The following is a 24,893-nucleotide window of genomic DNA, read 5'->3' as shown; positions in this document are numbered from 1 at the left end:
CATGCCCGGAGTTGTCGCAAAAGTGACAATTCAGGAGCAGATTGCATGGACACCTCCAATTACCACCACATGATCAACGCCAATGCCCCCGCTGCGGCGCTGGCGATCGACTACCCGCACGGTCATGTGATCGAGCTGCACCGGCACGCCTATGCGCAACTGCTGTACGCCATCGAGGGTGTGTTGGTGGTGGAAACCGCCGAAGGCCGCTGGGTGGTGCCGCCCACGCGCGGCGTCTGGCTGCAGCCTGAAGTCGACCATCAGGTGCGTATGCGCGGCGACGTCAAGATGCGTACCGTGTTCGTCAACATGCAGGAGTTGCCGAACATGCCGCAGGAGAATTGCGTGCTGGACATCCCGCCCTTGCTGCGTGAGCTGATCGTCGCTGCTGTCGGTATCGGGCCGGCGCTGGTTGCCGATGGCCGCGACTGGCACTTGTTGCGCCTGCTGGTGCATGAGCTGCGCTCGGTGCCGGTGCTGCCGCTGTACCTGCCGCTGCCGGCGGATCGCGGTTTGCGCGTGATCTGCGAGGCGCTGATGGCGCAGCCCGATGACGACGCCACGGTGGACATGCATGCGCAGCAGCTGGGCATCGCCACGCGCACCTTCCATCGTTTGTTCCTGCGCGAAACCGGCATGCGTTTCAGTCACTGGCGGCAGCAGGCGCGGCTGTTGCTGGCGTTGGAAAACCTGGCGCGCGGCGACAAGATCATCGACGTCGCGCTTGATCATGGTTACACCAGTCAGAGTGCATTCGCAGCGATGTTCAAGAAACATTTCGGGATAGCGCCGAGTCGGTTTTTCCGCTGATTCTTGTTGGCGCATGCGTGCCGGCGAACTGCTTATTTCCGCGCTGCAACGCACAACCCGCAAGTGGTGTAAACTTGCCGCACCTTAGAAGGCTGTCAGAAGCACGCATCCGGCTACAACGCCCGCCGAAACAGCCCGAACACTTTCCTGTCGTACCGCATCATCGTGTCCCCCTCGCTTATCGTTCCGCTCATCGTCGGCTGTGCGCTGTTCATGGAAAACATGGACGTCACCGTCATCGCCACTTCCTTGCCTGCGCTCGCGCGCGATCTCGGCCAGGATCCGATCACCCTGAAACTGGCGCTGACCTCCTACGTGGTCAGCCTCGGCGTGTTCATCCCGATTTCCGGCTGGGTCGCGGACAAGGTCGGCGCGCGCACGATTTTCCGTTCGGCGATGATCACCTTCATGACCGGCTCGATCCTGTGCGCCCTGTCGGATTCGCTGCTGACCTTCGTCGCGGCGCGCTTCCTGCAAGGCATCGGCGGCGCCATGATGGTGCCGGTGGGACGCATCATCATCGTGCGTTCGGTGTCCAAGGCCGAGCTCGTCAAGGCCATCAGCTACCTGACCCTGCCGTCACTGATGGGACCGGTAATCGGACCGCCGCTGGGCGGCTTCATCACGACGTATTTCCATTGGCGCTGGATTTTCCTGATCAACATCCCGATCTGCATCCTCGGCCTGTATCTGGCCGGGCGTTATATCCAGAACTTCCGTGAAGAAGATCCGGCGCCGCTGGACGTGAAGGGCTTCCTGCTGACAGCCTGCGGCGGCGTGGCGATGCTGGGCTTTTCGCTGATCGGCAACCATCTGGTGCCGCAGGCGTGGCCGATCGTCATGTGCGTGGCCGGCTCGGTGGCCTTGTTCTTCTATTTCCGCCACGCCATGCGCAGCGAGTATCCCTTGCTCGATCTGCGTCTGTTGAAGATCCCGACCTTGCGCGCCAGCGTGCTCGGCGGTTCGCTGTTCCGCGTCGGTCTCGGCGCGGTGCCGTTCCTGCTGCCGCTGGCCTTGCAGGAAGGCCTCGGACTCAATCCGTTCGAGGCCGGTACGATCACCTGCGCCTCGGCTTTCGGCGCGATGTTCATGAAGGCGCTGGCGGCGATGGTGTTGCGCCGTTACGGCTTCCGCACGGTGTTGATGGTCAATGCGGTGTTCGCCGGCATGGCGATCGCGTCGTACGGCATCTTCTCGTCGCACACGCCTTACTACGTGATGCTGCTGGTGGTGTTGATGGGCGGCTTCTTTCCGTCGCTGCAATTCACCTGCCTCAACTCGATCGCCTACGCCGACATCAGCAATCGCGACGCCGGCCGCGCCACCAGCCTGGCCAGCGTGGTGCAACAACTGTCGCTGGGCATGGGCGTGACCATCGCCGGCCTGGTGCTGCAAATCTCGAATTATCTGCAAGGCCACGCGACCATCGTCGAAGCCGATTTCTGGCCGGCATTCCTGGTGGTGGGCCTGTTCTCGGTGGCGTCGGTGCCGGTGACGGCGCGCTTGCCGAAGAACGCCGGCATGGAACTTACCCGCAGCCACAGCAGCGGCAAGTGAGATAAAACCGACGGGCTTCGCTAGGCAGGCCGCAAGGCGCGTATTATGATGGCGCGTCTTCTTCCTCCGGAGTCCCCATGCTGCCCCTCAAGAAATTCAAACACGCTCCCATCGCTGCAGCCCTGGTGCTGACCAGCACGCTGGCGTTTGCGTTGTCGCTGTCCGATCTCAGCAACCAGGACGCCACCAGCGGCCTGAAGGCGGCGCTGGAGAAGGGCGCCAATGTCGCCGTGTCCAAGCTCGGCGTGGAGAACGGTTTCCTCAACAACGACAAGGTCAAGATCCAGTTGCCGGGCCCGTTGCAGCAAGCCATGCCGCTGCTGAAGATGACCGGCCAGGGCCAGAAGCTGGATGACCTGGTGGTGTCGATGAATCGCGCCGCCGAATCGGCCGTGCCGCTGGCCAAGCCGCTGCTGATCAATGCGGTCAAGTCGATGTCGGTCAGCGACGCCAAGAACATCTTGTCCGGCGGCGAGACTTCGGTGACCGATTTCTTCCGCCAGAAGACCGCCACGCCGCTCGGTGAAAAATTCCTCCCCATCGTCAAGAAGATCACCGATAAAAACGGTCTTTCCGCCAAGTACAACGGCACCATGGGCCAGGTTGCCAAAACCGGGCTGGTATCGGGCGACCAGGCCACGGTTGAAGGCTATGTCACGCAGCGTTCGCTGGACGGTTTGTTCTACATGATCGGCGAAGAAGAGAAGGCGATCCGCGCCGATCCGATCGGCGCCGGCAGCGCGATCATCGGCAAGGTGTTCGGAGCGCTCAAATAAGCGGCGGTTTTGTCCGAAAATCCTTTGAAAACCGGCCTTTTTGGCCGGTTTTTCGTTTCTAAAGATGCGCCGGTTATGACTTCTTGAATTGTCATTTCTGGACTTCATTAAGCAAGTCGGTTATACTACCGTCTGTCCTAGCGACAACACTTGTTCAACTACTAAGTAATTCCTGATCCGCTCTTGGATCGTCTCGTTGTCCGGCATGCCGATTTACTGTCGCCGGATGCATACATCGTCGATTACGCGTTCGCGCGATCGATTTCATCGCTGCCTCGGCAGCACAGGTTCGTATCCAAACGATTAGCCCTGCGAGGGCAACGAACCACTACAAATAGTCAAAGCGCTGTCGCGGTTTCGATATCGGCATTTCATTGATCTCGACCATGGCGGCCACACAGGGGGAACCATGACGCGAAGTCTTCGCAACGTCATCGGTGGCGCAGCCGCGGTCACAGCCGTTTCAGTGCTCGCCGTCGCCGGCCTGATCCAGTGGATCGGGATGGACGTCATCACGCAATACCGCAGCGACCTGATCTACTACACCGGGAAACATCTGCAGTTGGTCGCGTGGTCGATGCTGCTGGCAATCGCCACCGGCGTTCCGGCCGGCGTCGTGCTGAGCCGACCGGCGCTGGCGCGCCGCGCCGAGTACTTCATCCAGGTCTTCAACATCGGCAATACCATTCCATCGATCGCCGTGCTGGCGTTGGCGCTGGCCTTCTTCGGCATCGGCAACTGGCCGACCATCCTGGCGCTGTGGCTGGCTTCGCTGCTGCCGATCGTGCGCAATACCTTCGAAGGCCTGAAGAATGTGCCGGCGCCGCTGCGCGAAGCCGCCAAAGGCATCGGCATGAAGCCCTATCAGGTGCTGCTGCGCGTCGAGCTGCCGAACGCCTTGCCGATCATCGTCGGCGGCATCCGCACGGCGCTGGTGATCAACGTCGGCACCGCGCCGCTGTCGATGCTGATCGGCGGAGAAAGCCTGGGCGGATTGATATTCCCCGGCATCTACCTGAACAACCACGGCCAGCTATTGCTGGGCGCCGCCGCGACCGCTTTGCTGGCGCTGTTGCTGGACGCGATCGTCACGCTGCTGTCGCACTGGTACCTGTCGCGTCGCGGCCTGGCTTGAAAAAGAAAGAGACCATCATGAAACCATCCTGTTTTTTACGTGCGTTCGTCTTTGCGCTGAGCCTGCCGGTGCTGGCGCCAGCGACGGCCGCCACGCTGGTCGTCGGCGGCAAGAACTTCACCGAGCAGTTGATCCTGTCCTCGATGACTGCGCAGTACCTGCGCGCCAAAGGCTACGACGTCGATCTCAGGAACGGCCTCGGCTCGACGCTCATGCGCAAGGCGCAGGAAAGCAAGCAGCTCGACGTCGTGTGGGAATACACAGGCACGTCGCTGATCGTCTACAACCATGTCGACGAAAAGCTCGACGCCGAAGCCACCTACCAACGCGTCAAGGAGCTCGACCGGAACATCGGTCTGGTCTGGCTCAACGAGTCCGGCCTCAACAATACCTACGCCTTCGCCATGCCGCAAAAGCTGGCCGACGAACAAGGCATCAACACGCTGGAAGATCTCGCGCGGCACATCACGCAGGAGCAGCAGGCCGGCGGCAAGCCGCAACTGATGGGCGTGGACTATGAATTCGCGTCGCGTCCTGACGGCCTCGAGCCAATGCAGAAGCTCTACGGCTTCCAGCTCGACCGCAGCGAAGTCAAGCAGATGGACCCGGGACTGGTCTACACCGCCTTGCGCAACGAGCAGCTCGATGTCGGCCTGACGTATTCGTCGGACGGTCGCATCAAGGGCTTCAACCTGAAACTGCTTGAGGACAACAAGGGCTATTTCGCCGCATACAAGGCGACACCCGTGGTGCGCGAGGAAGTGTTGCAGGAGCATCCGCAACTGGCGGACCAACTGAACGCCTTGTCCGCCGCCATCGACACGGAAAAGATGACCGACATGAACAAGCGCGTCGACATCGACCAGGAGCCGATCGGCAAGGTCGTCACCGAATTCCTGCAGCAGCAGGGACTGATCTGAGGAGCCGGCCATGAACCTGATCGACTACCTCGCCGGCGACTGGCGCAACATCCTCAACCTGACGCTGCAGCATCTCCGGCTGGTCGGCGTCGCCGTCAGCTTGGCCATCGTCATCGGCGTGCCGCTGGGCATCCTCATCACGCGCCATCGCTGGCTGGCCACGCCCTTGCTCGGTCTGGCCACGGTGGTGCTGACCTTGCCGTCGATTGCGCTGTTCGGCCTGATGATTCCGGTGTTCTCGCAATTCGGCGCCGGCATCGGACCGCTGCCGGCGATCACCGCGGTGTTCCTGTACTCGCTGCTGCCGATCATGCGCAACACCTTCCTCGCGCTCGACAACATCGACAGCGGCATCCGCGAAGCCGGCATCGGCATCGGCATGACGTTCTGGCAGCGCCTGCGCATGGTTGATCTGCCGCTGGCGCTGCCGGTGATCCTGGGCGGCGTGCGCACGGCGGTGGTGATGAACATCGGCGTGATGGCGATCGCCGCCGTGATCGGCGCCGGCGGCCTGGGCGTGCTGATCCTGCATGCGATCAGCCAGAGCAACATGCAAAAACTGGTGGTGGGCGCCGTGCTCATCAGCGTGCTGGCGATTGTCGCCGACATGCTGCTGCAAGGCCTGCAACGACTTCTGACTCCGAAAGGACTGCAAAAATGATAGAACTCGAACAACTCAGCAAAACCTATACGCAAAAAGACGGCACGCCTGTGAAGGCGGTCGACTCGGTCAGCCTGAAGGTGGCCGAAGGCGAGATATGCGTCTTCCTCGGCCCGTCCGGTTGCGGCAAGACCACCACGCTGAAGATGATCAATCGCCTGATCGCGCCGACATCCGGCCGCGTGCTGCTCAACGGTGAAGACACCACCGGCATCGATGAAGTCAGCCTGCGCCGCCACATCGGTTACGTGATCCAGCAGATCGGCCTGTTTCCCAACATGACGATCGAAGAAAACATCACCATCGTGCCGCGCCTGCTGGGCTGGGACAAGAAGCGCTGCCGCGAGCGGGCGACCGAACTGATGGCGATGGTGGCGCTGGATCCGGCGAAATTCCTCAAGCGCTATCCGCGCGAACTGTCGGGCGGCCAGCAACAGCGCATCGGCGTGATCCGCGCGCTGGCGGCGGATGCGCCGGTGCTGCTGATGGACGAGCCGTTCGGTGCGGTCGATCCGATCAACCGCGAATCGATCCAGAACGAGTTTTTCCAGATGCAGCGCCAGCTCAAGAAGACCGTGATCATGGTCAGCCACGATATCGACGAAGCGATCAAGCTGGGCGACCAGGTGGCGATTTTCCGCGCCGGAAAGCTGGTGCAGTTCGATCATCCGGATACCTTGCTGGCCCGTCCCAAGGATGATTTCGTCAGCGCCTTCGTCGGTCAGGATCACACGCTCAAGCGCCTGCTGCTGGTGCGCGCGGGCGATGCAGCGACGACGCCGTCGACCGCGCGTCCGGGCTTGCCGTTGCAGGACGCGATGGCTCTGATGGACGACCAGGATGCGCGTTACCTCACCATCACCGACAACGACAATCGCGCGCTCGGCTACGTCAGCCGGCGCGATATCCGCAGCACAGGAACAGCCGGCGTCAGCGGCGACAAGGTCAAGCCTTTCAACCTCAATGCCACGCCGGACGAAAACCTGCGCGTGGTGCTGTCGAAGATGTACAAGCACAGCGCCAGCTGGATGCCGGTCATCGATGCAGAGGGGAAATATCTTGGGGAAGTGACGCAGGATTCGATTGCCGACTACCTGAGTTCCGGTAAGTCGCGCGGCCAGAAGATAGCCGCCTGATATTTTAACTGGTTGACGGCGGAAAAAGCCCGGGATCCGGCGTGCACCATCCATTCGCGACGCCAGATCGATTCAGGTGTCAGGTGGGTGCTGGCAAGTCCTGGAATATCCGGAATTTTTCGACCCGCGTCCTTTTCCTTTGACTTGGATCAAGTACAAAAAAACGCTTCGGAATAGAGTCTGTCCATACGGAATACTTTCAGCTTGCGCGAGGAGCGGACGATATGGACAGAGTTGCATTGGTCACCGGCGGAACCAGAGGCCTTGGGGCGGCCATTGCCGTCGCCTTGCGCGATGCAGGCTATCGTGTTGCGACGGTGCATCGCAGTAACGTCGACGCTGCGCAAGCCTTCAGGGAAAAGACCTCCATCCCCGTGTTTTGCTGGGATGTCGCCGATTTTTCGGCTTGCCGCGAAGGCATCCGGCAGGTCGAGTCGGAAATCGGTCCGGTCGATATCCTGGTGAACAATGCCGGGATCACCCGCGACGCGGTGCTGCATCGCATGACGCCCGAACAATGGTCGGCGGTCATCCTCACCAACCTGGGATCCGTGTTCAACATGTCGCGCAACGCCATCGAGGGCATGCGCGAACGCGGCTTCGGTCGCATCGTCAATATCAGTTCGGTCAACGGCGAACGAGGCCAGATCGGGCAAGCCAACTATGCCGCCGCCAAGGCGGGAATCCTGGGTTTCACCAAATCCCTGGCGCTCGAAAGCGCCCGCAAGAACATCACCGTCAATGCGATCGCACCGGGTTATTGCGATACGGACATGGTAGCGGCCGTTCCCAAGGAAGTGCTGGACAAAATTGTTGCCGGCATCCCCGTTGGTCGGCTAGGCAACGGCGGCGACATCGCCCGCCTGGTCCTGTTCCTGGCCGATGACGCCGCAAGCTTCATTACCGGAGCAACCTTCGATGCCAACGGCGGGCAGTTCATGGCATGACGCCGGATACTTTTTTTGAACATGATGCAAGCAGGAGGAAGATATGGCAGCACTGACATGGTCGCCGCAGATGTCGTTAGGCATCACCGAGATGGACAACGCCCACAAGGCGCTGATTCAGGACCTGACTGACATCATGAGCGCACCCGACCCGGAATTTTCCGCACGTCTGCTGCGCATCGTCGCCTTGCTGGAAAACGATTTCCGGGAAGAAGAGGCGTTGATGGAAAAAATAAACTATCCCGAACTGCGCGTGCACCGGGAGGAGCATGCGGAGTTGCTGAGCACCTTGCATCACGTCGTGCCCAAGGCCATGAGCGGGGATTACGTACTGCCGCGCCAGGTGCTCAACATGCTTCCCCAATGGTTCCTGAACCATCTGGTCAGGATGGATTCGGCGCTGGTCAAAGCGCTGAACGCTGCGGGCGCACGGCCGGTGAAGCATGCCGAGGCCGCTCCGCAGTAAGCGGGTGCAAGGCCCGTTCGGTCAATCTCACCTAGCTTTCCCGAGGAAAGCCGTTCACCAAGGAGTTCTCCATGTTTTCTTTTCCGTCCATGCAAAGTCCGGATGACATCCGGCGCACCTTCAACGCCGAGCTGCGCTTGTGCAACGCAGTCGCGAGCAATGCCGCCGACATGGCGTTACGTATCGCCGATCTGAATTTTTGCATGTGGAAGCAAGGCGTCGCCAATTGGTCGAAACGCTCGGAGAAGCTGGAATTGCCGGACGCCAAAAACCCTCCCGGATGGCTCGATGCCAGTCATCTCAAGCAAGATCTCGAGAACATCACCACCTACGGCCAGCAAATCACCAAAATCATGCTGGACTTGCAGGGCGACCTGGCCAAGTTCGCCCAACAGCGTGCCGCCACCACATGGAATGCGGCGGCCAATACCGGATCACAGCCCGCTGCCCCCGCGCCTGCATCGAACGCCCCGGCCATGGCCTTCCTCCAGAACATGGTCGACCAGGCCAGCAAGGGATATGCACAATGGACCAGCAGCGCCTTGAACGCAATCGATGCCGTGGAAACTGATCTGGTGCATGCCGCGAGCGGCAAGGACGCCGCTCCGGCGGTGAAAGCGCGCACTCGGAAATAAAACGCTTTCCTTCCCCCGCAGCGCGACAGTATCGATTGTTCCTCTTATCGGTGCTGTCGCGCTTTTTTGACAGTGCGTCAATTTTCAGGTCGTCGTCTCCGGACGCGGGGCCTGGGCTTTCTTGACCAACAATACCGGCACCGGCGACAAGCGGGCGACCTGCTCCGCATCGCTGCCCATGAGGAAGCGATGCACGCCCCGGCGGCCGTGGGTCCCGATCACGATGAGATCGGCCTTGTTGGTGACGGCTCGCTCGATGATCACATCGGCGACACGCGCTCCCATGGCCTCCATTATTTCGATGTTCACCGTAATCCCGGACTTTTCCAGCAATGCGGCGGTGCGGGCGAGCATGTCTTCGGCTTCCTTCAATGCGAGCGGCCTGGTGGTCGCGATGTAGACGTTGGGATCTTCGAAACCGTTGCTTAGCGTTGTCATGTCCAGCACGTGCAGCAAGCGCACCCGCGCCTTGCACAAGACCGCCAGCGCGCGGGCTTCTCCGACTGCGGATTCGGCGGTGACGCTACCGTCGATGGGGACAAGAATCGTGTTGTACATGATGTTCTCCTGAGGTGAGTGGTGATTGGCGATGGTGACTAAGCGGTGTATCGAACGGACGTTGCGGGCAGCAGCGATTGCGCCAGGCTTGCCGCCATCCATTCCTCGTTGGTGGGCTCCACGGCGACGGCGACGCGGCTTTGCGGCGATGAGATCAGGGCGGATGCGGCACCATTGGCGCCGTCGTCCAGCCTCAGGCCGAGAAAACCAAGATGCTTGCAAATGCGGGAGCGCAGCTCGGCGTTGTGCTCGCCGATGCCGGCGGTGAACACCAGCATGTCGAGGCCGCCAAGCACCGCCGCCAGCGCGCCGATTTCCCGTACGATGCGACGCACGTATAACGCCAGCGCGTCGGCCGCGCGTGGCTCGACGGCCTCCGTCGCGATCAGTTCGCGCGGGTCCGAGGACGTGCCGGAGATGCCTTGCAGGCCTGACTCGTGGTACAGGAGGTGGCCGAGCTGTTGCGGGGAAAGCTGTTCGGTTTCCATCAGATAGAGAAGCACGCCGGGATCGACCGATCCGCAGCGGGTTCCCATCATCAGTCCGTCCAGCGCGGAGAATCCCATCGTGGTCGCGACGCTGCGCAGGTCCTGCATGGCGCACAAGCTGGCGCCGCTGCCCAGATGGGCGACGATGGTGTTGCCGCGGGCAGCATCGCCGTGGCGTTCCGCCAGCACGACGGACATGTACGCATACGACAGGCCGTGAAAGCCGTAACGGCGGAGACCGCGTTCCCAGGCCGAGTAGGGAATGGGCAGCATCTTCTCGACACGCGGCAAGCCGTGATGGAAGGCGGTATCGAAACAGGCGATCTGCATCAGTTCCGGCCGCGATTGCAGCAAGCTTTCGATCGCCTCCAGCGCAAACGGCTGGTGCAGCGGCGCCAGCGGGATGAAGCTGCGCAGGTCGGCAAGCACGTCGTGATTGACGCATACCGGTTCAAAATATTTGGCGCCGCCGTGCACCACGCGGTGCACTACGGCGATGATGCGATTCCCGCCCAGCCTGGCAATGGTGTACTCGCGGATGCGCAGCAGCGCGGCGTGATAGGGCGCATCCCGATCAACCGGCATCGGTTCAGTCGCCTGGCCGGAGACGGAAAAAGTCGGCGAAGATCCGGTGATGCCGTCGGCTTTGCCGCTCCAGAGCGGGGTGCGCTGCATCGGAAGCGGCGAATTGAAGAGCGCGAACTTGATGCTTGAGGAGCCGCAATTCAATACCAGGATGCAGTCGCTCATGTCGCCTCCCGCGCGCAATTGGCCAGCAACAGCGCAATGGCGCAGGAGGCGATGCGGGATTCACGCGAGTCGGCACGGCTGGTCAGGACGATGGGAACGCGCGCGCCCAGCACAATGCCGGCGCTGGCTGCGCCGCCCAGGTATTCGAGCTGCTTGGCCAGCATGTTGCCGCTTTCCAGATCCGGCACCACCAGGATGTCAGCGCGTCCGGCCACTTCGGACACGATCCCCTTGATGCGCGCCGCTGCGATGGAGACGGCATTGTCGAACGCCAGCGGACCGTCCAGGATGGCGCCGCTAATCTGTCCGCGGTCGGCCATCTTGCAGAGGGCGGCGGCGTCCAGGGTGGCCGCCATGCGCGCATTGACGGTCTCCACCGCAGCGAGAATCGCCACGCGCGGCTGCTGCACGCCGATCGCCTGGGCCAGTCCGATGGCGTTGCGGATGATGTCGGCTTTTTCGTCCAGATTCGGGGCGATGTTGATGGCGGCGTCGGTGATGATGAACGGCCTCGGATAGCTGGGCGTCTGCATCAGGAAGCAATGGCTCAGGCGTCGGCCGGTGCGCATGTCGGGGCAGGCCAGCACCGCCGACATCAGTTCATCGGTATGCAGGCTGCCTTTCATCAGTGCGGCAACGTCGCCGCCGGCTGCCAGGGCGACGGCACGTGCCGCGGCGGCATGGCTGTGCGGCACGTCCTCGATGCGCAGGGCCGAGATGTCCAGCTGGTTGTCGTCGGCGACCGCCTGGAGTCTGGCGCGCGGCGCCACCAACACCGGAACGATCAGGCCGGCCGCCTGCGCGTCCAGGGCGGCGGACAGGCTCAGCGCGTCGCAAGGGTGCACCACCGCGGTCGTCACCGCCCCCATGGGGCGCACATGTTCCAGCAGCCGAAACAAGCCGTCGTCGCCGCCAAGGAGCCGCACTTCGGGCAAGGTGGTGCGCGGCATCGAAATGCGCTCGACGGGCGCGATGACATCGGCTTGGCCCTCGATCACCGTCACGCCGTCCTGGTTGATGCAGGAGCACGCCAGCAACAGGCGTTTGCTGGTCTCGTGACGCTCGGTGACGCGCACGCTGATCGTGAGCCTGTCACCGATACGCGCCGGCGCCCTGAAGTTGAGCGTCTGTCCCAGGTAGACCGTTCCCGGGCCGGGCAGGCGGGTGCCGAGCACGGCCGAAATCAGCGCACCTCCCAGCATGCCATGCGCGATGACGCCATGAAACCGGGTCGACGAGGCAAATTCAGCGTCCAGATGCTGGGGATTGACGTCGCCTGACAGGATGGCGAACAGCTGGATATCCTGTGCCGTCAGCGTGCGCTCTATCGAGGCGCTGTCGCCGATGGCGATTTCGTCGAAGGTGAGATTCTGGACCAGGAGCAGGTCTTCTTTGCGCATGCGGTTCTCCGGATGGAAATGCGTTGTCAGGATGAAGCGGCTGTATCGATACGGGGTGTTCAGGCCATTTGCCCGATGGTTTTGCGAAAGCGCATCAGGGCGGCAGCGAACAGCGCAGCCCCGATGCCCATGATCGCCAGCATCTGGGGCCAGATCACGGCCGCCCCCGCGCCCCGGTAAAGCACCGCTTGGGCGGCGGAAACAAAATGCGTCGTCGGCGCCGCCAGCATGATGTTTTGCACCAGCAGCGGCATGCTTTCGCGCGGAGTCGATCCACCCGACAGCAATTGCAAGGGCAATAGCACCAGCACCACCAGCATGCCGAACTGCGGCATCGACCGCGCCAGCATCGCCATGAAGATGCCCATTGACGTGGTGGCGAACAGGTGCAGCGCCGCCACCGCGAGAAACAGCCAGACCGATCCCTGGACCGGTACCTGCAAGGCGCCCTGAACGATGAACACCAGCGCCGCCGCCGCCGCCAGCAAAACCACCAGACCCATGGACCAGACCTTGGCCAGCATGATCTCCAAGGGCGTGACGGGCATCACGAGCAGATGCTCGATCGTGCCGTGCTCACGCTCGCGGATGAGCGCGGCGCCGGTGAGGATGATGGACAGCATGGTGACGTTGTTGATGATCTCCATCAGCGCCCCGAACCAGGCGCGCTCGAGGTTGGGATTGAAACGGGAATGCAGCACCAGTTCAGCGGGCGCGGCGGCGATGCCGCGATAGCGTTGGAGGAATTCGGCGACTTCCGTGTTGATGATTTCAAGGATGTAGGAGTTGCCGGTAAATGCCTGGCTCATGCGCGTGGCGTCCACGTTCAGCTGTACGGCCGGCGAACGACCGGCCAGCACGTCGCGCTGGAAGCCGGGCGGAATGTCGAGCACAAAGGTGTAGTCGCCATTGTCCATGCCGACATCCATCCGGCTGAGGGAGATCATGTCCGGAGTCTTGAAATAGGGTGGATAGAAACTGGCGGCAATGCGCGCCGACAAGGGCGAGCCGTCTTCGTCGACGATGGCGATCGCAGCGTTGTGCAGGCTGTCCGGCATGGCCGTCGCCGCCACATAGATGGAGACGGTAAAGGTGTAGGCGATCAGAACCAGCATCGCCGGATCGCGTGCAAGGCTCCACAGTTCCTTGACGCCGAGGCGGGTGATGTTGGCGACGGCGCGCCAGGAGAGTGGGATCTTCATGTCAACGCTCCTGCTTCCTGAGCAGCAGGACGGAGGCCCCCAGTATCACCGGCACGGCCGCCAGCAGGGACCAGAAGGACGGCATCAGGCCCGACAGGTCGAGCGCCTTGTTGAAGATGCCCCGGCTGATGGTCAGGAAATGCGACGCCGGATACAGTCGCCCGATCCAGGCGCCGACGCCTTCCAGCGATGACACCGGATTGAGCAGGCCGGCAAACTGCACGCACGGAATGATGGTGCCGATCATGGTGACGAAAATGGCGGCGATCTGGCTCCTGGTGAAGGTCGACGCCAGCAGGCCGAAACCGGTCGAGCAGATGATGAACACGAAGGCCGTCAACGCCAGCGAAGCGAAATCGCCCTTGATCGGCACGCCGAAAACGCTCACCGCCAGCAGCGTCAGCAGCAGGAAATTGAGCATGCCCAGCAGCACATAGGGAACTTGCTTTCCCAGCAGGAATTCCGCGCGAGTGACCGGAGTCACGTACAGGTTGATGATCGAGCCGAGTTCCTTTTCGCGCACCACCGACAGCGCGGCCAGCATTGCCGGGATCATCATCAGCAGCATCGGAATGACGGCCGGCACCATGGCCGGCAGGCTTTTGACGTCGGGGTTGTAGCGATAGCGCGTCTCCACCGAGCTGGTTGCAACCGGCCGCATGCCGAGACGATGGGTTGCCATGTCGACCAGCCATAACTGGTGCATCGCCAGGACATAGCCGCGCACGGTTTCCGCGCGCATCGGCATGGAGCCGTCTATCCATGCGCCGATCTGGGCCGGAGCCCCGCGTTCCAGATCGCGTGCGAAGCCGGGCGGTATCTCGATGGCCAGCGCCAGTTCGCCGTTGCGCATGCGACGGTCGATATCGTTGTAGTCCGACAATGCAGCCTTCTCGATGAAGTAGCGCGAGCCTGACAAGTTGAGCGCGTAGCTTTGGCTCAGCGCGGTCTGGTCGCGGTCGAGCACCGCGTAGGAGAGGTTCTCGACGTCGAGGCTGATGCCGTAGCCGATGATGAACAGCAGGATCGCCGTTCCCAGCAGGGCCAGCGTGGCTCTCACCGGATCGCGCCGCAATTCGATTGTTTCGCGCAGGGCGTAACTGAACGCGCGGCCGAAGCGGAAACCACCGTTTTTTTGTTCCGGCGTCGAAGTCGATGCAGCCGCCGCGACAGCCGGTGCAAGGGCCTCATTCGCGCCGGCATCCGGCTCGCCGGCGGCTTCCCGCAGATAGCCGATGAAAGCCTGCTCCAGCGTGGCGGCTCCGCTTTGCCGCACCAGCTCGGCCGGACTGGCGCTGATCAGCACCCGGCCGGCGTGCATCAGCGAGATGCGGTCGCAGCGTTCAGCCTCGTTCATGAAATGGGTCGAGATGAAAATCGTCACATGATCGTTGCGCGCCAGGTCGATCATCAATTGCCAGAACATGTCGCGCGCGATCGGATCCACGCCGGAGGTCGGCTCGTCCAGGATCAGCAACTCCGGACGATGGACCATGGCCACCGCCAGCGACAATCGCTGGCGCACGCCCAGCGGTAATCCTTCCGGCAATTTGTCGAGCACCTGGCGCAAATCGAAGCGTTGCGCCATTTCATCGACCCTTGCCGCGATGGCGCTTTCCGGCACCTGGAACAGGCGTGCGTGCAGCACCAGGTTCTGCCTGACGGTCAATTCGCCATAGAGCGAGAAGGCCTGCGACATGTAGCCGACGCGCTGGCGCGTGGTGATGTCGCTGCCGTCGACTTCACGGCCGAACAGCCATGCCTTGCCTTCGCTGGCGGGGATCAGGCCGGTCAGCATCTTCATGGTGGTGGATTTGCCGCAGCCGTTGGAACCAAGGAAGCCGAAGATCTCGCCGCGCCGTATCTTGAAATCGACGTGGGCGACCGCCACGAAATCCCCGAAGCGCATCGTCAGCCCCTTGGCCTCGATGGCAGTCTCCTCGTTGTCGGACGGTTGCAAGGGCGTAACGACCACGGCGCGATGATTGCGCCGCTTGGCTTCGGGCAGCATGGCGATGAACGCCGCTTCGAGGGACGCCGCGCCGACACGCTCGTGCAGTTCGCGCGGTGTCCCGGTGGCCAGTATCTTGCCGTCATCCATCGCGACCAGCCAGTCGAAGCGATCCGCTTCTTCCATGTAGGCGGTGGCGACAATGACGCTCATGCCTGCGCGCTCGCCCCTGATCTTGCCGATCAGGTCCCAGAACTGCGCGCGCGACAGCGGATCGACGCCGGTGGTCGGTTCGTCCAGGATCAGCAGGTCGGGATCGTGAATCAGGGCGCAGCACAAACCGAGTTTCTGTTTCATGCCGCCGGACAGTTTACCGGCGGGGCGCGAGAGGAACGGCCTCAGGCCGGTGCTGAGGGTCAGTTCATCAATCCTGCGCCGGCGCGTGGCGGCATCGTGGCCGAACAGGCGGCCGAAGAACTGCAGGTTTTCTTCCACGGACAGCGTGGGATACAGGTTTTTGCCGAGTCCCTGCGGCATGTACGCAATGCGCGGGCAGGTCCGGTCGCGATGACGCCGGTCCGCCATGCTGCCGCCCAGCACGTCGACCTGGCCTTGCTGCAGGCGACGGGCGCCTGCCAGCAGCGAGAGCAGGCTGGATTTCCCGACACCGTCGGGACCGATCAGGCCGACCATGCGCCCGGCCGGGATGACCAGGTCGATGGCGGACAGTGCCTGTGTCTTTCCCAGCAGCAGGCTGACGCCGCTCAGGCGTGCAACGACTTCCTGCGCGCCATCGGAGGCAAGCGCATTCACTTGGGTACCTTCACTGCCAGGTCGGCAGGCCAGTCTGCCTGTCCTGCCAGTTTGACCCAGGCCACGCCGGGCAAGCCGGTCTTCACCAAGTGCAGATGCTTGACCAGCAAGTCGCGGTCAATCTGCGCCTTGACGCGAAACATCAGTTTCTGGCGTTCGCTGGCGGTCTCGACGGTCTTCGGGGTGAACTGCGCGGTGCTGGCGACGTACGACACCCGGGCCGGGATCACATACTGCGGGGCGGCGTCGAGGATCAGCCGCACGTCGCTGCCGATGGCCAGTTTGCCGGCAGCCGCCTCCGGCACGAAGAAGGTCATGTAGACATCGCTGAGGTCGACCAGGTTGAGGACTTTGCCGCCGCTGCCAAGTACTTCGCCGGGTTGCGCGACACGGTATTGGACCCGTCCTCCGCGCGGCGCCGTCAATGCGCTGTCGACGATGTCGGCGTCGATGCGGGCGACCGTCGCGGTGGCTGCGGTCACCGAGGCCATGGCGCCGGTGACTTGCATATGGGCCGCATTGATGGCCGCCGCCGCCGCGCCGGCTTGCGCAGTTGCCGCGCTGAGCGCCGCCTGCGTGGTGCGCACGCGGGTACGATCGTCATCGACCTCCTGGATGGAGGAGGCGCCTTCCTGAACCAGGGTTTCGGAGCGCACCAGTCGTCGTTGTGCGGCATCGAGTTCGCTTTCACGTTGCGCCACCTGCGCCAGCGCAGCCTGCCGGTCGCTCTCGCGCACGGCTACCTGCGCCTGGGCGCTTGCCACGGCGGCCACGACTTGCTGCTTCTGCGCGACGGCTTCGTCACGTTGCGCCTGCAACACCTGGATCTGCATATGCGCGAGGGGCTGGCCGGCGGCGACGTAATCGCCTTCGTTGACGAGGATGTCGTCGATACGCCCAGGCAGTTTCGCCGCGACGTCGATTTCGGTGGCTTCGATGCGGCCGTTGCCGCTGGCGAAGTCGGCGCCGGGCCCGGTGTCGCGGAAATGTTTCCAGCCATACCAGGCGACTGCCAGGACGGCCATGACGAGCAAAAGTGAATACAGCGTGCGACGCGGAGGAGTGGTCATGGCGGGGTGTCCGGATTGTTCTTGGGATCGGGCTGCGGCCGGCCGGCAGCGGCATCGTCCGCCGCTCCGCCCAGCGCGGCATACAGACTGACATTGCCGGCGGCCAGCGCGCGTTGCAGCTGGACCAGCTGTTGTTGCGCGACGAGCAGGTCCCGTTGCGCATCAAGGACTTCAAGGAAGGAGGCCGAGCCGTTGTCGTAGCGCAGGGTCGATAAGCGTGCGCGTTCAGCCTGCACCTCCAGCGTCACGGCGGCGATGTCCACCTGGTAGTCCAGCCAGACGCGGGCGGACAAGGCATCGGAAACATCACGGAAGGCGCTCTGGATGGCTTTTTCGTAATTGAGCACGGCAATGTGGCGACGCGCTTCGGTCAGCTTGAGATTGCTGTTGCGCAGACCGCCGTCGAACAGCGGCAGGGAAATGCCGGGCGAAAAAGTCCAGGCGCGGCTGCCGCTGTCGAACAGCCCGCCCAGTTCGGCGCTGGCGGTGCCGGCCGATCCGGTCAGGGCGATGCGAGGGAAGAATGCCGCACGCGCCGCGCCGATATTGGCATTGGCCGCGCGCAGCTGGTGTTCGGCGGCGATGATGTCCGGCCGGTTGTTGAGCAGGTCGGAAGGAATGCCGGGATGGAGGCGGCGGGGCGCCTCGACCTCCGACAAGCGTTGCTGCAGCGTCGCTTCGCTGAGTTGCGTGCCGACCAGCAGGGCGAGCCGATGTATCTGCATCTCGCGTTCCTGCTCCAGTTGCGCCACCAGGCTTTGCGCCTGGGTCAGCAGCACGGCGACTTGCGTGAGATTGAGCCGCGAGGTCGAACCGACCTCGACGCGACGCTTGAATATTCGATAACTTTCGGCGCGGCTGGCAAGCGTCTGGCCGGCCAGGAACAGGCGTTCGTTGAGTTCGGAGAGCGTCAGGTAAGTGATGGCCACCTGCGCAATCAGGTCGATGCGCACAGCGCGTCGCGCGGCGTCGGAGGCGAGGTAGCTTTCAAGCGCGGCGTCCTTCAGACTGCGCACGCGGCCCCAGAAGTCCAGCTCCCAGCCAGCCATGCCCAGGCCCACCTGGTATTGGCTGGAAATCAGCGGCTTGCCGGTCAGGTTGAGGTCGCCCGGCACGCGCGCGCGATCCAGTCCAGCCTGGGCGCCGACAGTGGGAAACTGCGCCGCGGCTGCGATCCCGTAAGCAGCCCGCGCCTCGTCGACGCGGGCCAGGGCGAGGCGCAGATCCTGGCTGTTCTGCAACGCCAGTTCGATCAGCGATTGCAGGTGCGCATCCTGGAAGTAACTGCGCCAGCCGATGGGTTCGGCGGACTCGCGCAATGCGGCTGCGGCATTGGGATAGTGCGTGGGGACCGGAAGCGCTGGCCGGATGTAGTCCGGCGCCAGCGAAACGCATCCGCCAAGTTGCAATGCGGCGAGCGCCATGATCAGACGGCTGCGCACAGTGCGTTTTCCCTTTGTCGCAGCCATTCTTGCTGAACTCACTTTCGCTCCCGCGTCGATTGATGCCATGCAGCACAGTCTACGGGGCGCCCGGCTGTTGCTTCTTGATATCAATCAAATGAGCGCCGAAAGATGCGCCAGTCACTTCAAGCCGAAACGCCTGATGAGCCAGGATTTCATCAATTGCGTCATCAGCAGGTAAGCGAAGACGATCGCCAGAATCGCGGCATTCAGATTCAAGGGCAATGCCGTCAAGCCGAGCGTATGTGCAATGGACGACGCCGGCAACCAGAACGCCAGCACGCAGATGACCGCGGTGGTGGCCAGCAGCGGCAGGCTGGGCTTGCTCTGGATGAAGGGGATTTTTCCGGTGCGGATGACATGCACCACCAGCGTCTGGGACAGCAGCGACTCGACAAACCATCCCGACTGGAACAGCAACGGCTGGCCGGCGGCGCCGAAGACGTACCACAGCACGCCGAAGGTCATGTAATCGAACAGCGAGCTGACCGGTCCCAGCACCATCATGAAGCGGCCGATATCGAGGATTTCCCAGCGTCGCGGTTGCTTCAGGTACTCCGCGTCCACGTGATCGGTCGCGATCGTGGTCTGGGAAAAATCGTAGAGGAGGTTATTGAGCAGGATCTGCACCGGCGCCATCGGCAGGAAAGGCAACATGGCGCTCGCTCCCAGCACGCTGAGCATGTTGCCGAATGCCGAGCTGGAGCTCATCTTGATGTACTTCGTGATGTTGCCGAACACCCTGCGGCCTTCCAGCACGCCGTCCTTGAGCACGATCAGGCTCTTGCGCATGAGGATGATGTCGGCCGACTCCTTGGCGATGTCCACGGCGCTGTCGACGGAGATGCCGACGTCCGCCGCTTTCAGCGCGGCTCCGTCGTTGATGCCGTCGCCGAGATAGCCGACGACATGCCGGCGAGCCTGCAGGCAGCGGATGATCCTGGCCTTCTGTTGCGGATTCAGTTTGGCGAAGATGTTGCTGTGTTCCGCCAGTTCTCCCAGCGCCTCGTCACTCAGCGTGTCGATGTCGCTGCCGAGCACGGCCTGCTCTCCGGACAAGCCGACATGGCGGCAAACGTTGCGCACCACGGCGCCATTGTCGCCGCTGAGCACTTTCACCGTTACGCCGCAGGCATGCAGTCCGGCGATGGCTTCGCCGGCGCTGTCCTTGGGCGGATCGAGGAAGGCGATGTAGCCCACCAGGGTCAGCGCCGATTCATCGGCATTGCCGAGCGCGGGAACATCGACCGTTGCGGCTGGCAACTCCTTATAAGCGACGGCAATCACGCGAAAACCGTCTTCGTTGAGATCGTCGACCGTCTTGCTGAGCGCCGCGCCGTGATGCCCGGCCAGCGGCATCGGCGCACCTGCATGCTCGGCGTGCGTGCAGACGGCCAGGATTTCTTCCGGCGCGCCCTTGCAGATGAGCAGGCGGGTGCGGTCGGCTTGCTCGACGATGACCGACATGCGACGCCGTTCGAAATCAAAGGGCAGTTCATCGATTTTCCGGAATTCCTTTTCCGTCTCGGCTTTCGTCTCCGCAGGCGTTGCTGATTTCTTGCCGGGGTCGACGTAGTTCAGGATCGCCATGTCCAGCAGGTTCTTCAAGCCGGTCTGGAAGAAACTGTTCAGGTAGGCATACCTGGTTACTTTCTGCGAATCCACGCCATCAATGTCGACGTGTTTTTCGAGAATGATGCGGTCCTGGGTCAGCGTGCCGGTCTTGTCGGTGCAGAGGATGTCCATCGCGCCGAAGTTCTGGATCGCGTTGAGCCGCTTGACGATGACTTTCTTCTCCGACATTGCCAGCGCGCCCTTGGCGAGGTTGATGGTGATGATCATCGGCAGCATCTCGGGCGTGAGTCCCACCGCGACCGCCACGGCAAACAGCAGGGCTTCGAGCCAGTCGCCCTTGGTCAGGCCGTTGATCAGGAACACCAGCGGCGCCATGACCAGCATGATGCGGATGATCAGGCGTATATACCTGTCGACGCCGCGATCAAAGCTGGTCGTCTCGCGCGTCTTGACGAGGTCGGCGGCGATATGGCCGAATGCCGTGCGCTCGCCGGTTGCCATGACCAGCGCGGCGCCGGTTCCGCTCACCACGTTGGTGCCCATGAACGCAAGGTTGGCCAGGTCGGTCAGGCTGCCGTTCGCAGCGTTCGACACCGCCACCGGTGTCTTTTCAATCGGGAGCGATTCTCCGGTCAACGCGGCCTGGCTGATGAACAGCATCCTGGCCGAGAGGATGCGGACGTCGGCCGGAGCGATATCGCCGGCCGACAAGAAAATGATGTCGCCCGGCACCAGTTCCGCGAGCGGCAATTCAACGTGTCCCTGACCGGCGCGTTGCACCGTGGCGGTGGTGGCCACCATCGATCGCAACTGCTGCGCCGCCTTGTCGGCGCGGTGTTCCTGCACAAAGGAAAGCAGTGACGACAACACGACCATCACGCCAATCATGATCCCGCTCCAGGTCTCGCCGATCAGCAGGTTGACCGTCGTGAGCGCGAGCAGGAGCAGCGACAATGGACTGGCAAACAGCTTGAGGAACTGGCGCCAGCCCTGCAGGCTGGGACCGGCGGCAATGACGTTGGCGCCGTATTGTCGGCGTCGCTTGCCGGCTTCCTCCGCCGTCAGTCCTTGCAGCGACGAGGACTGCTGCGCGAGTCCCGCTTCCGCCGTCATGGCGGCAATGCTGCGCAATGTCGTTTCTGCAGCCTGCGCCGGCGTCGGGCCATGGGAGGTGCGCCGGCGCGCATCCGGATGGACGTCCTGCCCGGGAACCAGCGGCGGCGCAGGAGCGATGGAGGGCGAGCCGGGCATGGTCAGGTTCCGTTCATCAAGGTTGGAGAACATATTTGCCGGGCGCCGCGGGTCTGTGCGCGGGCAGGGCTGGTGGTGCGGTACGCTTGCCGGAATGCTTGCGCAACCAGGCTTCCCAGGCTGGCCACCAGGAACCGTCATGAAGCGCCACGCCGGCCTGCCAGGTATCGGCGTCGACCATGCCCTGCTTATCGGCATGGGTGGCGATCTGATAGCTGCGATGCGGATGACCCGGTGGCGAAACGACGCCGGCGTTATGGCCTCCCGAGGTCAGCACGAAGGTGACGTCGGTATCGGTCAGGCGATGAATCTTGAACGCCGAGCGCCACGGCGCCACGTGATCGGTGACCGTACCCACGGCGAACACGGGCAGGCGGATGTCGCTCAGGCTGATGGGCTTGCCCTCGGTGCAGTAGCGCCCTTCGGCCAGGTCGTTATGCAGGAACAGCTGGCGCAGGTATTCGGAATGCATGCGATAGGGCATGCGGGTGGCGTCGGCATTCCATGCCATGAGGTCGCTTTTTTCTTCGGGCAATCCAAGCAGGTACTGCTTGAGGCGGCGCGACCAGATCAGGTCGTTCGAGCGCAACAACTGAAAGGCGCCGGCCATCTGTTTGGTGTCCAGGTAGCCTTGTTCCCACATGACGGCCTCGAGGAAGCTGACCTGGCTTTCATCGATGAACAGCGACAATTCGCCGGGTTCTTCAAAGTCGACCTGCGAAGCGAACAGGCTCATGCTGGCCAGGCGGTCATCGCCGTCGCGCGCCATGGTCGCGGCGGCAATCGACAACAGCGTGCCGCCCAGGCAGTAGCCTGTGGCGTTGATCCGTTTCGCTCCGGTCTGCGCGGTGACGGCGTCGATTGCCGCCATGACGCCGAGCCTGCGATAGTCTTCCATGGACAGCTCGCGATCTTCTTTCTGCGGATTCTTCCAGGAGATCATGAAGACCGTATAGCCCAGGTCCACCAGATATTTCACCAGCGAATTCCGGGGCGACAGGTCGAGGATGTAGTACTTCATGATCCACGCCGGGACGAACAGCAGGGGAACGGCATGGGTTGTCTTGGTTGACGGAGCGTATTGAATGAGCTCGATCAGATCGTTATGAAAGACGACCTTTCCCGGCGTAATCGCCACATCCTTGCCGACCTTGAAGGCACCGGGCTGCGCCTCCTCGCCGGGGGCTATGCTCGCGCGCCAGTCACTCATCGCGTTAAGCCATCCCTGCGCCAGATTGCCGCCGCCTGACGCAAGCGTCGCGTGCTGCGCCACCGGATTGGTCGACAGGAAATTCGACGGCGCCAGCATGTCGAGGATCTGGCGCACGGTAAACGTGACGACGTCCTCGTGGTGCTGGGATTGTCCACGCACGCCGGTGGTGGCGCGATGCCACCATTGCTGCTGCAGCAGAAACGCCTGATGGATGGTGTTGAACGGCCATTGCTGCCAGGCCGGGTCGCTGAAACGGCGATCCTGGGGAAGAGGTTCTATACAGGCCTGTTCGTTGCCAAGCTGGCAACTGCGGCTGTAGGCATACATGCGCCACCAGTTTTGCCAGGCCGTCTGCATCAGAGCGGCGCGCTTGGTAGGAGACAGCGCCAGATGCGTCAGCCAGTCGACGTAGGCGTTGAGCAGCGCGGCAGGGGAGATATTGCCGGTCAGCCGTCCCAGCCAGGCGTTGCTCATCAGATCCAGGCGGGCGGCGTCATTGTCGGCCTCCGGATACGCAAATGTCAGCGGCGTCAGCCAGGCGCTGGCCAGGCGTTCGGTGCCGATCGACGGCGAAGCTTTCTTTGTTGTCATGGGGACCTCGAGAAATACAGTGAGGTCAGCCTAACGATCTGGCTCGTCGATGCGTTGATGCAGATCAAGCCGATGGATTTATGCCCGAAAAGAGCGTGTGGAACGTGGTCCGGAGACGTGAACCCGGGTGCGCGCCTCCTCGTGCTATCTGAATATGATTACCGGCACATTGCCATGCACCAGCACCTTGTGGGTCTGATTTCCCAGCAGGATACGGTTGAGGCCGCCACGGCCGTGCGACGCCATGAATATGCAATCGCATGCATGCTCTGCGGCGGCGTCGACGATCGCTTTCCAGGGCTGCGGGCTGTCGACGGTATGCACCTGGCAAGGGACGCAGGCTTTTTCGGCGAGATCTTCAATGATGTGCACGTAGTCCCTTGCGCGTTGGCGAAGCGACTCCGACAGCAACGAGAAGTCTTCCCGGCGGCTGATGAGCGTGAAAGATTCATAGGGGTGGGTCTGCGCGACCGACAACCCGACCACCGCGCTGCCGTGATCCTTCGCGAACTCTATCGCCGCCCGCACCGCGCGATTGGAAAGATCAGACCCGTCCGTGGGCACCAGTATTTTCTTGAACATGCGATTCTCCGTTGAAATTTTCGCTTTTCAAGCATACGTCGGCGTTTGCATCCGGCTTTTGATGCAGATCAACGTGCCGCGCGGCGCAGTCTTCATAATCGGATCACATGTTGAATCAGGAGGACTGCCATGAACACGCTTGCCGAACCGGATGTTGACTCGCGCTGGCAGGCTTGCGTCATGATGACCGTAGGAATAGCGCTGTTGGTCTCACCCTGGTTGATGGATTATCCGCAGCAGCCAATATCCCGCAATTCAGTGGCGACCGGATCGGCGATTACAGTCTTTGCCCTGTTGGCCATCGTTGCGCCGGCGCTCTGGGAAGAGGCGGTGTTGTTGATGCTGGGCTGCTGGTCGGTGGCGTCGCCCTGGATTCTTGGCTTCGACGACCAGCGTGGCGCGGCCCTGATTTGCGTCGTCGCCGGCGGCGGTGTCCTGATATCGGCCTTGTGGGCGATGAAGAACGGGGATCAGGTCGCTGCAGGAGCAAGAAGCGCGGGCAAGGATCTGACGGAGCGCTGACCGCCGCCCGCAATGGAGTCAAGCCGCAGCATGACAATTCATCGTCGGCCGGTCCCGGGTCTCCGGTTCATGAAACTGCATTCATAAGGAAATAAAGCATGTCTTATCTCACGGAAGAACAGTTGACGCACTTTCGGGAAATCCTCGAGCGACAGGAGGCCGCGATCCGCTTTAGGGTCAGGCTTACCGTACCCGACGATCCGGACGGTTGTGACGTGACGGAGGTGGATGACGCGCTCTCCCGCAAGGAATTTGCGGAACTGGCTGACATCGAAGCGACGAAACTCAGGATCAGCCAACGGCAGTACGGGCTGTGTTCAGAGTGTGGCTGCACGATCGCGGAGGCGAGGCTGGAAGCCTACCCCACCGCAAAACGATGCACGCATTGCCAGCGTCTGCATGAGCAGCATTCTCAGTAATA

General features: G+C 62.4%; 22 protein-coding genes. 12 read left to right on the top strand and 10 right to left on the bottom strand.

Going from position 1 to position 24,893, the window contains the following annotated elements; genetic code table 11:
• The first annotated feature begins 45 nt into the window (after nt 1–45).
• From DXT88_RS13805 to DXT88_RS13760, 10 genes are all read left to right on the top strand, one after another.
• Nucleotides 46–810 carry an AraC family transcriptional regulator gene (locus DXT88_RS13805; protein ID WP_016832274.1) on the top strand — a complete coding sequence of 255 codons (765 nt, stop codon included), beginning with the start codon at nt 46–48 and terminating at the stop codon, nt 808–810.
• 222 nt (nt 811–1,032) lie between these two features.
• Complete coding sequence (locus DXT88_RS13800; protein WP_407649344.1) at nt 1,033–2,367, top strand: MFS transporter; 1,335 nt, start codon at nt 1,033–1,035, stop codon at nt 2,365–2,367.
• Nucleotides 2,368–2,444: 77 nt separating this feature from the next.
• Nucleotides 2,445–3,143: a DUF4197 domain-containing protein gene (locus tag DXT88_RS13795; RefSeq protein WP_265214258.1), complete on the top strand. Its 699-nt coding sequence runs from the start codon at nt 2,445–2,447 to the stop codon at nt 3,141–3,143.
• A gap of 409 nt (nt 3,144–3,552) precedes the next feature.
• Entirely contained in the window at nt 3,553–4,278 is a 726-nt protein-coding gene (locus tag DXT88_RS13790) for an ABC transporter permease (RefSeq protein ID WP_265214256.1), read from the top strand.
• A gap of 17 nt (nt 4,279–4,295) precedes the next feature.
• Nucleotides 4,296–5,198 carry a glycine betaine ABC transporter substrate-binding protein gene (locus DXT88_RS13785; RefSeq protein ID WP_265214254.1) on the top strand — a complete coding sequence of 301 codons (903 nt, stop codon included), beginning with the start codon at nt 4,296–4,298 and terminating at the stop codon, nt 5,196–5,198.
• Nucleotides 5,199–5,208: 10 nt separating this feature from the next.
• A complete protein-coding gene (locus tag DXT88_RS13780) occupies nt 5,209–5,859 on the top strand; it encodes an ABC transporter permease (RefSeq protein ID WP_265214252.1) in 651 nt (216 codons plus the stop codon).
• Nucleotides 5,856–6,995 (top strand): osmoprotectant ABC transporter ATP-binding protein OsmV, encoded by a 1,140-nt coding sequence (locus DXT88_RS13775; RefSeq protein WP_265214250.1) that lies wholly within the window; start codon nt 5,856–5,858, stop codon nt 6,993–6,995. The genes DXT88_RS13780 and DXT88_RS13775 overlap by 4 nt, the downstream gene beginning before the upstream one ends.
• A 224-nt stretch (nt 6,996–7,219) precedes the next feature.
• Nucleotides 7,220–7,942 carry an acetoacetyl-CoA reductase gene (phbB, locus tag DXT88_RS13770; RefSeq protein WP_016832282.1) on the top strand — a complete coding sequence of 241 codons (723 nt, stop codon included), beginning with the start codon at nt 7,220–7,222 and terminating at the stop codon, nt 7,940–7,942.
• A 43-nt stretch (nt 7,943–7,985) separates the two neighbouring features.
• The gene (locus DXT88_RS13765) at nt 7,986–8,408 is read left to right on the top strand and encodes a bacteriohemerythrin (protein ID WP_016832283.1); all 423 of its coding nucleotides are present in this window, start codon (nt 7,986–7,988) and stop codon (nt 8,406–8,408) included.
• Nucleotides 8,409–8,479: 71 nt separating this feature from the next.
• Entirely contained in the window at nt 8,480–9,043 is a 564-nt protein-coding gene (locus DXT88_RS13760; RefSeq protein WP_265214247.1) for a hypothetical protein, read from the top strand.
• 84 nt (nt 9,044–9,127) lie between these two features.
• Here DXT88_RS13760 and DXT88_RS13755 read toward each other — a convergent pair whose 3' ends face one another.
• The 10 genes from DXT88_RS13755 to DXT88_RS13710 form a co-directional block, all read right to left on the bottom strand.
• Nucleotides 9,128–9,601 carry a universal stress protein gene (locus tag DXT88_RS13755; RefSeq protein WP_265214245.1) on the bottom strand — a complete coding sequence of 158 codons (474 nt, stop codon included), beginning with the start codon at nt 9,599–9,601 and terminating at the stop codon, nt 9,128–9,130.
• Between the two features lie 38 nt (nt 9,602–9,639).
• Complete coding sequence (locus DXT88_RS13750; protein WP_265214243.1) at nt 9,640–10,839, bottom strand: acetate/propionate family kinase; 1,200 nt, start codon at nt 10,837–10,839, stop codon at nt 9,640–9,642.
• Nucleotides 10,836–12,239, bottom strand: coding sequence for a bifunctional enoyl-CoA hydratase/phosphate acetyltransferase (locus tag DXT88_RS13745; protein WP_265214241.1), 1,404 nt, complete (start codon nt 12,237–12,239; stop codon nt 10,836–10,838). The genes DXT88_RS13750 and DXT88_RS13745 overlap by 4 nt, the downstream gene beginning before the upstream one ends.
• Nucleotides 12,240–12,298: 59 nt before the next feature.
• Nucleotides 12,299–13,441, bottom strand: coding sequence for an ABC-2 transporter permease (locus DXT88_RS13740; RefSeq protein WP_265214240.1), 1,143 nt, complete (start codon nt 13,439–13,441; stop codon nt 12,299–12,301).
• A gap of 1 nt (nt 13,442) precedes the next feature.
• Entirely contained in the window at nt 13,443–16,205 is a 2,763-nt protein-coding gene (gene rbbA, locus DXT88_RS13735; RefSeq protein ID WP_265214238.1) for a ribosome-associated ATPase/putative transporter RbbA, read from the bottom strand.
• Nucleotides 16,202–17,275 carry an HlyD family secretion protein gene (locus tag DXT88_RS13730; protein WP_265214236.1) on the bottom strand — a complete coding sequence of 358 codons (1,074 nt, stop codon included), beginning with the start codon at nt 17,273–17,275 and terminating at the stop codon, nt 16,202–16,204. Before DXT88_RS13730 ends, rbbA begins: the two co-directional genes overlap by 4 nt.
• Entirely contained in the window at nt 17,272–18,744 is a 1,473-nt protein-coding gene (locus tag DXT88_RS13725; protein WP_407649338.1) for an efflux transporter outer membrane subunit, read from the bottom strand. The genes DXT88_RS13730 and DXT88_RS13725 overlap by 4 nt, the downstream gene beginning before the upstream one ends.
• 114 nt (nt 18,745–18,858) lie before the next feature.
• The gene (mgtA, locus tag DXT88_RS13720; RefSeq protein WP_265214234.1) at nt 18,859–21,564 is read right to left on the bottom strand and encodes a magnesium-translocating P-type ATPase; all 2,706 of its coding nucleotides are present in this window, start codon (nt 21,562–21,564) and stop codon (nt 18,859–18,861) included.
• A 16-nt stretch (nt 21,565–21,580) separates the two neighbouring features.
• The gene (locus DXT88_RS13715; protein WP_016832290.1) at nt 21,581–23,368 is read right to left on the bottom strand and encodes a PHA/PHB synthase family protein; all 1,788 of its coding nucleotides are present in this window, start codon (nt 23,366–23,368) and stop codon (nt 21,581–21,583) included.
• Between the two features lie 144 nt (nt 23,369–23,512).
• Nucleotides 23,513–23,950, bottom strand: coding sequence for a universal stress protein (locus DXT88_RS13710; protein ID WP_265214229.1), 438 nt, complete (start codon nt 23,948–23,950; stop codon nt 23,513–23,515).
• 129 nt (nt 23,951–24,079) lie between these two features.
• Here DXT88_RS13710 and DXT88_RS13705 point away from each other — a divergent pair, with 129 nt between their 5' ends.
• Nucleotides 24,080–24,472 carry an SPW repeat protein gene (locus DXT88_RS13705; RefSeq protein WP_265214227.1) on the top strand — a complete coding sequence of 131 codons (393 nt, stop codon included), beginning with the start codon at nt 24,080–24,082 and terminating at the stop codon, nt 24,470–24,472.
• A gap of 98 nt (nt 24,473–24,570) precedes the next feature.
• The gene (locus DXT88_RS13700) at nt 24,571–24,891 is read left to right on the top strand and encodes a TraR/DksA family transcriptional regulator (protein ID WP_265214225.1); all 321 of its coding nucleotides are present in this window, start codon (nt 24,571–24,573) and stop codon (nt 24,889–24,891) included.
• Nucleotides 24,892–24,893 lie beyond the last annotated feature (2 nt).

The organism is Herbaspirillum lusitanum, from assembly GCF_026127345.1.
Lineage (GTDB): Bacteria > Pseudomonadota > Gammaproteobacteria > Burkholderiales > Burkholderiaceae_D > Herbaspirillum > Herbaspirillum lusitanum.
Note: the sequence above shows the minus strand (reverse complement) of the source record. Positions and strands in the feature narration are given on the sequence as shown.

Excerpts from the sequence above, each read along its gene's own strand:
- phbB (WP_016832282.1), top strand. The coding sequence starts at position 7,220 with ATGGACAGAGTTGCATTGGTCACCGGCGGAACCAGAGGCCTTGGGGCG.
- DXT88_RS13715 (WP_016832290.1), bottom strand. The coding sequence starts at position 23,368 with ATGACAACAAAGAAAGCTTCGCCGTCGATCGGCACCGAACGCCTGGCC.
- DXT88_RS13730 (WP_265214236.1), bottom strand. The coding sequence starts at position 17,275 with ATGACCACTCCTCCGCGTCGCACGCTGTATTCACTTTTGCTCGTCATG.
- DXT88_RS13795 (WP_265214258.1), top strand. The coding sequence starts at position 2,445 with ATGCTGCCCCTCAAGAAATTCAAACACGCTCCCATCGCTGCAGCCCTG.
- DXT88_RS13725 (WP_407649338.1), bottom strand. The coding sequence starts at position 18,744 with ATGGCTGCGACAAAGGGAAAACGCACTGTGCGCAGCCGTCTGATCATG.
- DXT88_RS13760 (WP_265214247.1), top strand. The coding sequence starts at position 8,480 with ATGTTTTCTTTTCCGTCCATGCAAAGTCCGGATGACATCCGGCGCACC.
- DXT88_RS13785 (WP_265214254.1), top strand. The coding sequence starts at position 4,296 with ATGAAACCATCCTGTTTTTTACGTGCGTTCGTCTTTGCGCTGAGCCTG.
- DXT88_RS13775 (WP_265214250.1), top strand. The coding sequence starts at position 5,856 with ATGATAGAACTCGAACAACTCAGCAAAACCTATACGCAAAAAGACGGC.
- DXT88_RS13745 (WP_265214241.1), bottom strand. The coding sequence starts at position 12,239 with ATGCGCAAAGAAGACCTGCTCCTGGTCCAGAATCTCACCTTCGACGAA.
- DXT88_RS13755 (WP_265214245.1), bottom strand. The coding sequence starts at position 9,601 with ATGTACAACACGATTCTTGTCCCCATCGACGGTAGCGTCACCGCCGAA.
- DXT88_RS13805 (WP_016832274.1), top strand. The coding sequence starts at position 46 with ATGGACACCTCCAATTACCACCACATGATCAACGCCAATGCCCCCGCT.
- mgtA (WP_265214234.1), bottom strand. The coding sequence starts at position 21,564 with ATGCCCGGCTCGCCCTCCATCGCTCCTGCGCCGCCGCTGGTTCCCGGG.
- DXT88_RS13740 (WP_265214240.1), bottom strand. The coding sequence starts at position 13,441 with ATGAAGATCCCACTCTCCTGGCGCGCCGTCGCCAACATCACCCGCCTC.
- DXT88_RS13705 (WP_265214227.1), top strand. The coding sequence starts at position 24,080 with ATGAACACGCTTGCCGAACCGGATGTTGACTCGCGCTGGCAGGCTTGC.
- DXT88_RS13750 (WP_265214243.1), bottom strand. The coding sequence starts at position 10,839 with ATGAGCGACTGCATCCTGGTATTGAATTGCGGCTCCTCAAGCATCAAG.
- DXT88_RS13780 (WP_265214252.1), top strand. The coding sequence starts at position 5,209 with ATGAACCTGATCGACTACCTCGCCGGCGACTGGCGCAACATCCTCAAC.
- DXT88_RS13765 (WP_016832283.1), top strand. The coding sequence starts at position 7,986 with ATGGCAGCACTGACATGGTCGCCGCAGATGTCGTTAGGCATCACCGAG.
- DXT88_RS13790 (WP_265214256.1), top strand. The coding sequence starts at position 3,553 with ATGACGCGAAGTCTTCGCAACGTCATCGGTGGCGCAGCCGCGGTCACA.
- DXT88_RS13710 (WP_265214229.1), bottom strand. The coding sequence starts at position 23,950 with ATGTTCAAGAAAATACTGGTGCCCACGGACGGGTCTGATCTTTCCAAT.
- DXT88_RS13800 (WP_407649344.1), top strand. The coding sequence starts at position 1,033 with ATGGACGTCACCGTCATCGCCACTTCCTTGCCTGCGCTCGCGCGCGAT.
- DXT88_RS13700 (WP_265214225.1), top strand. The coding sequence starts at position 24,571 with ATGTCTTATCTCACGGAAGAACAGTTGACGCACTTTCGGGAAATCCTC.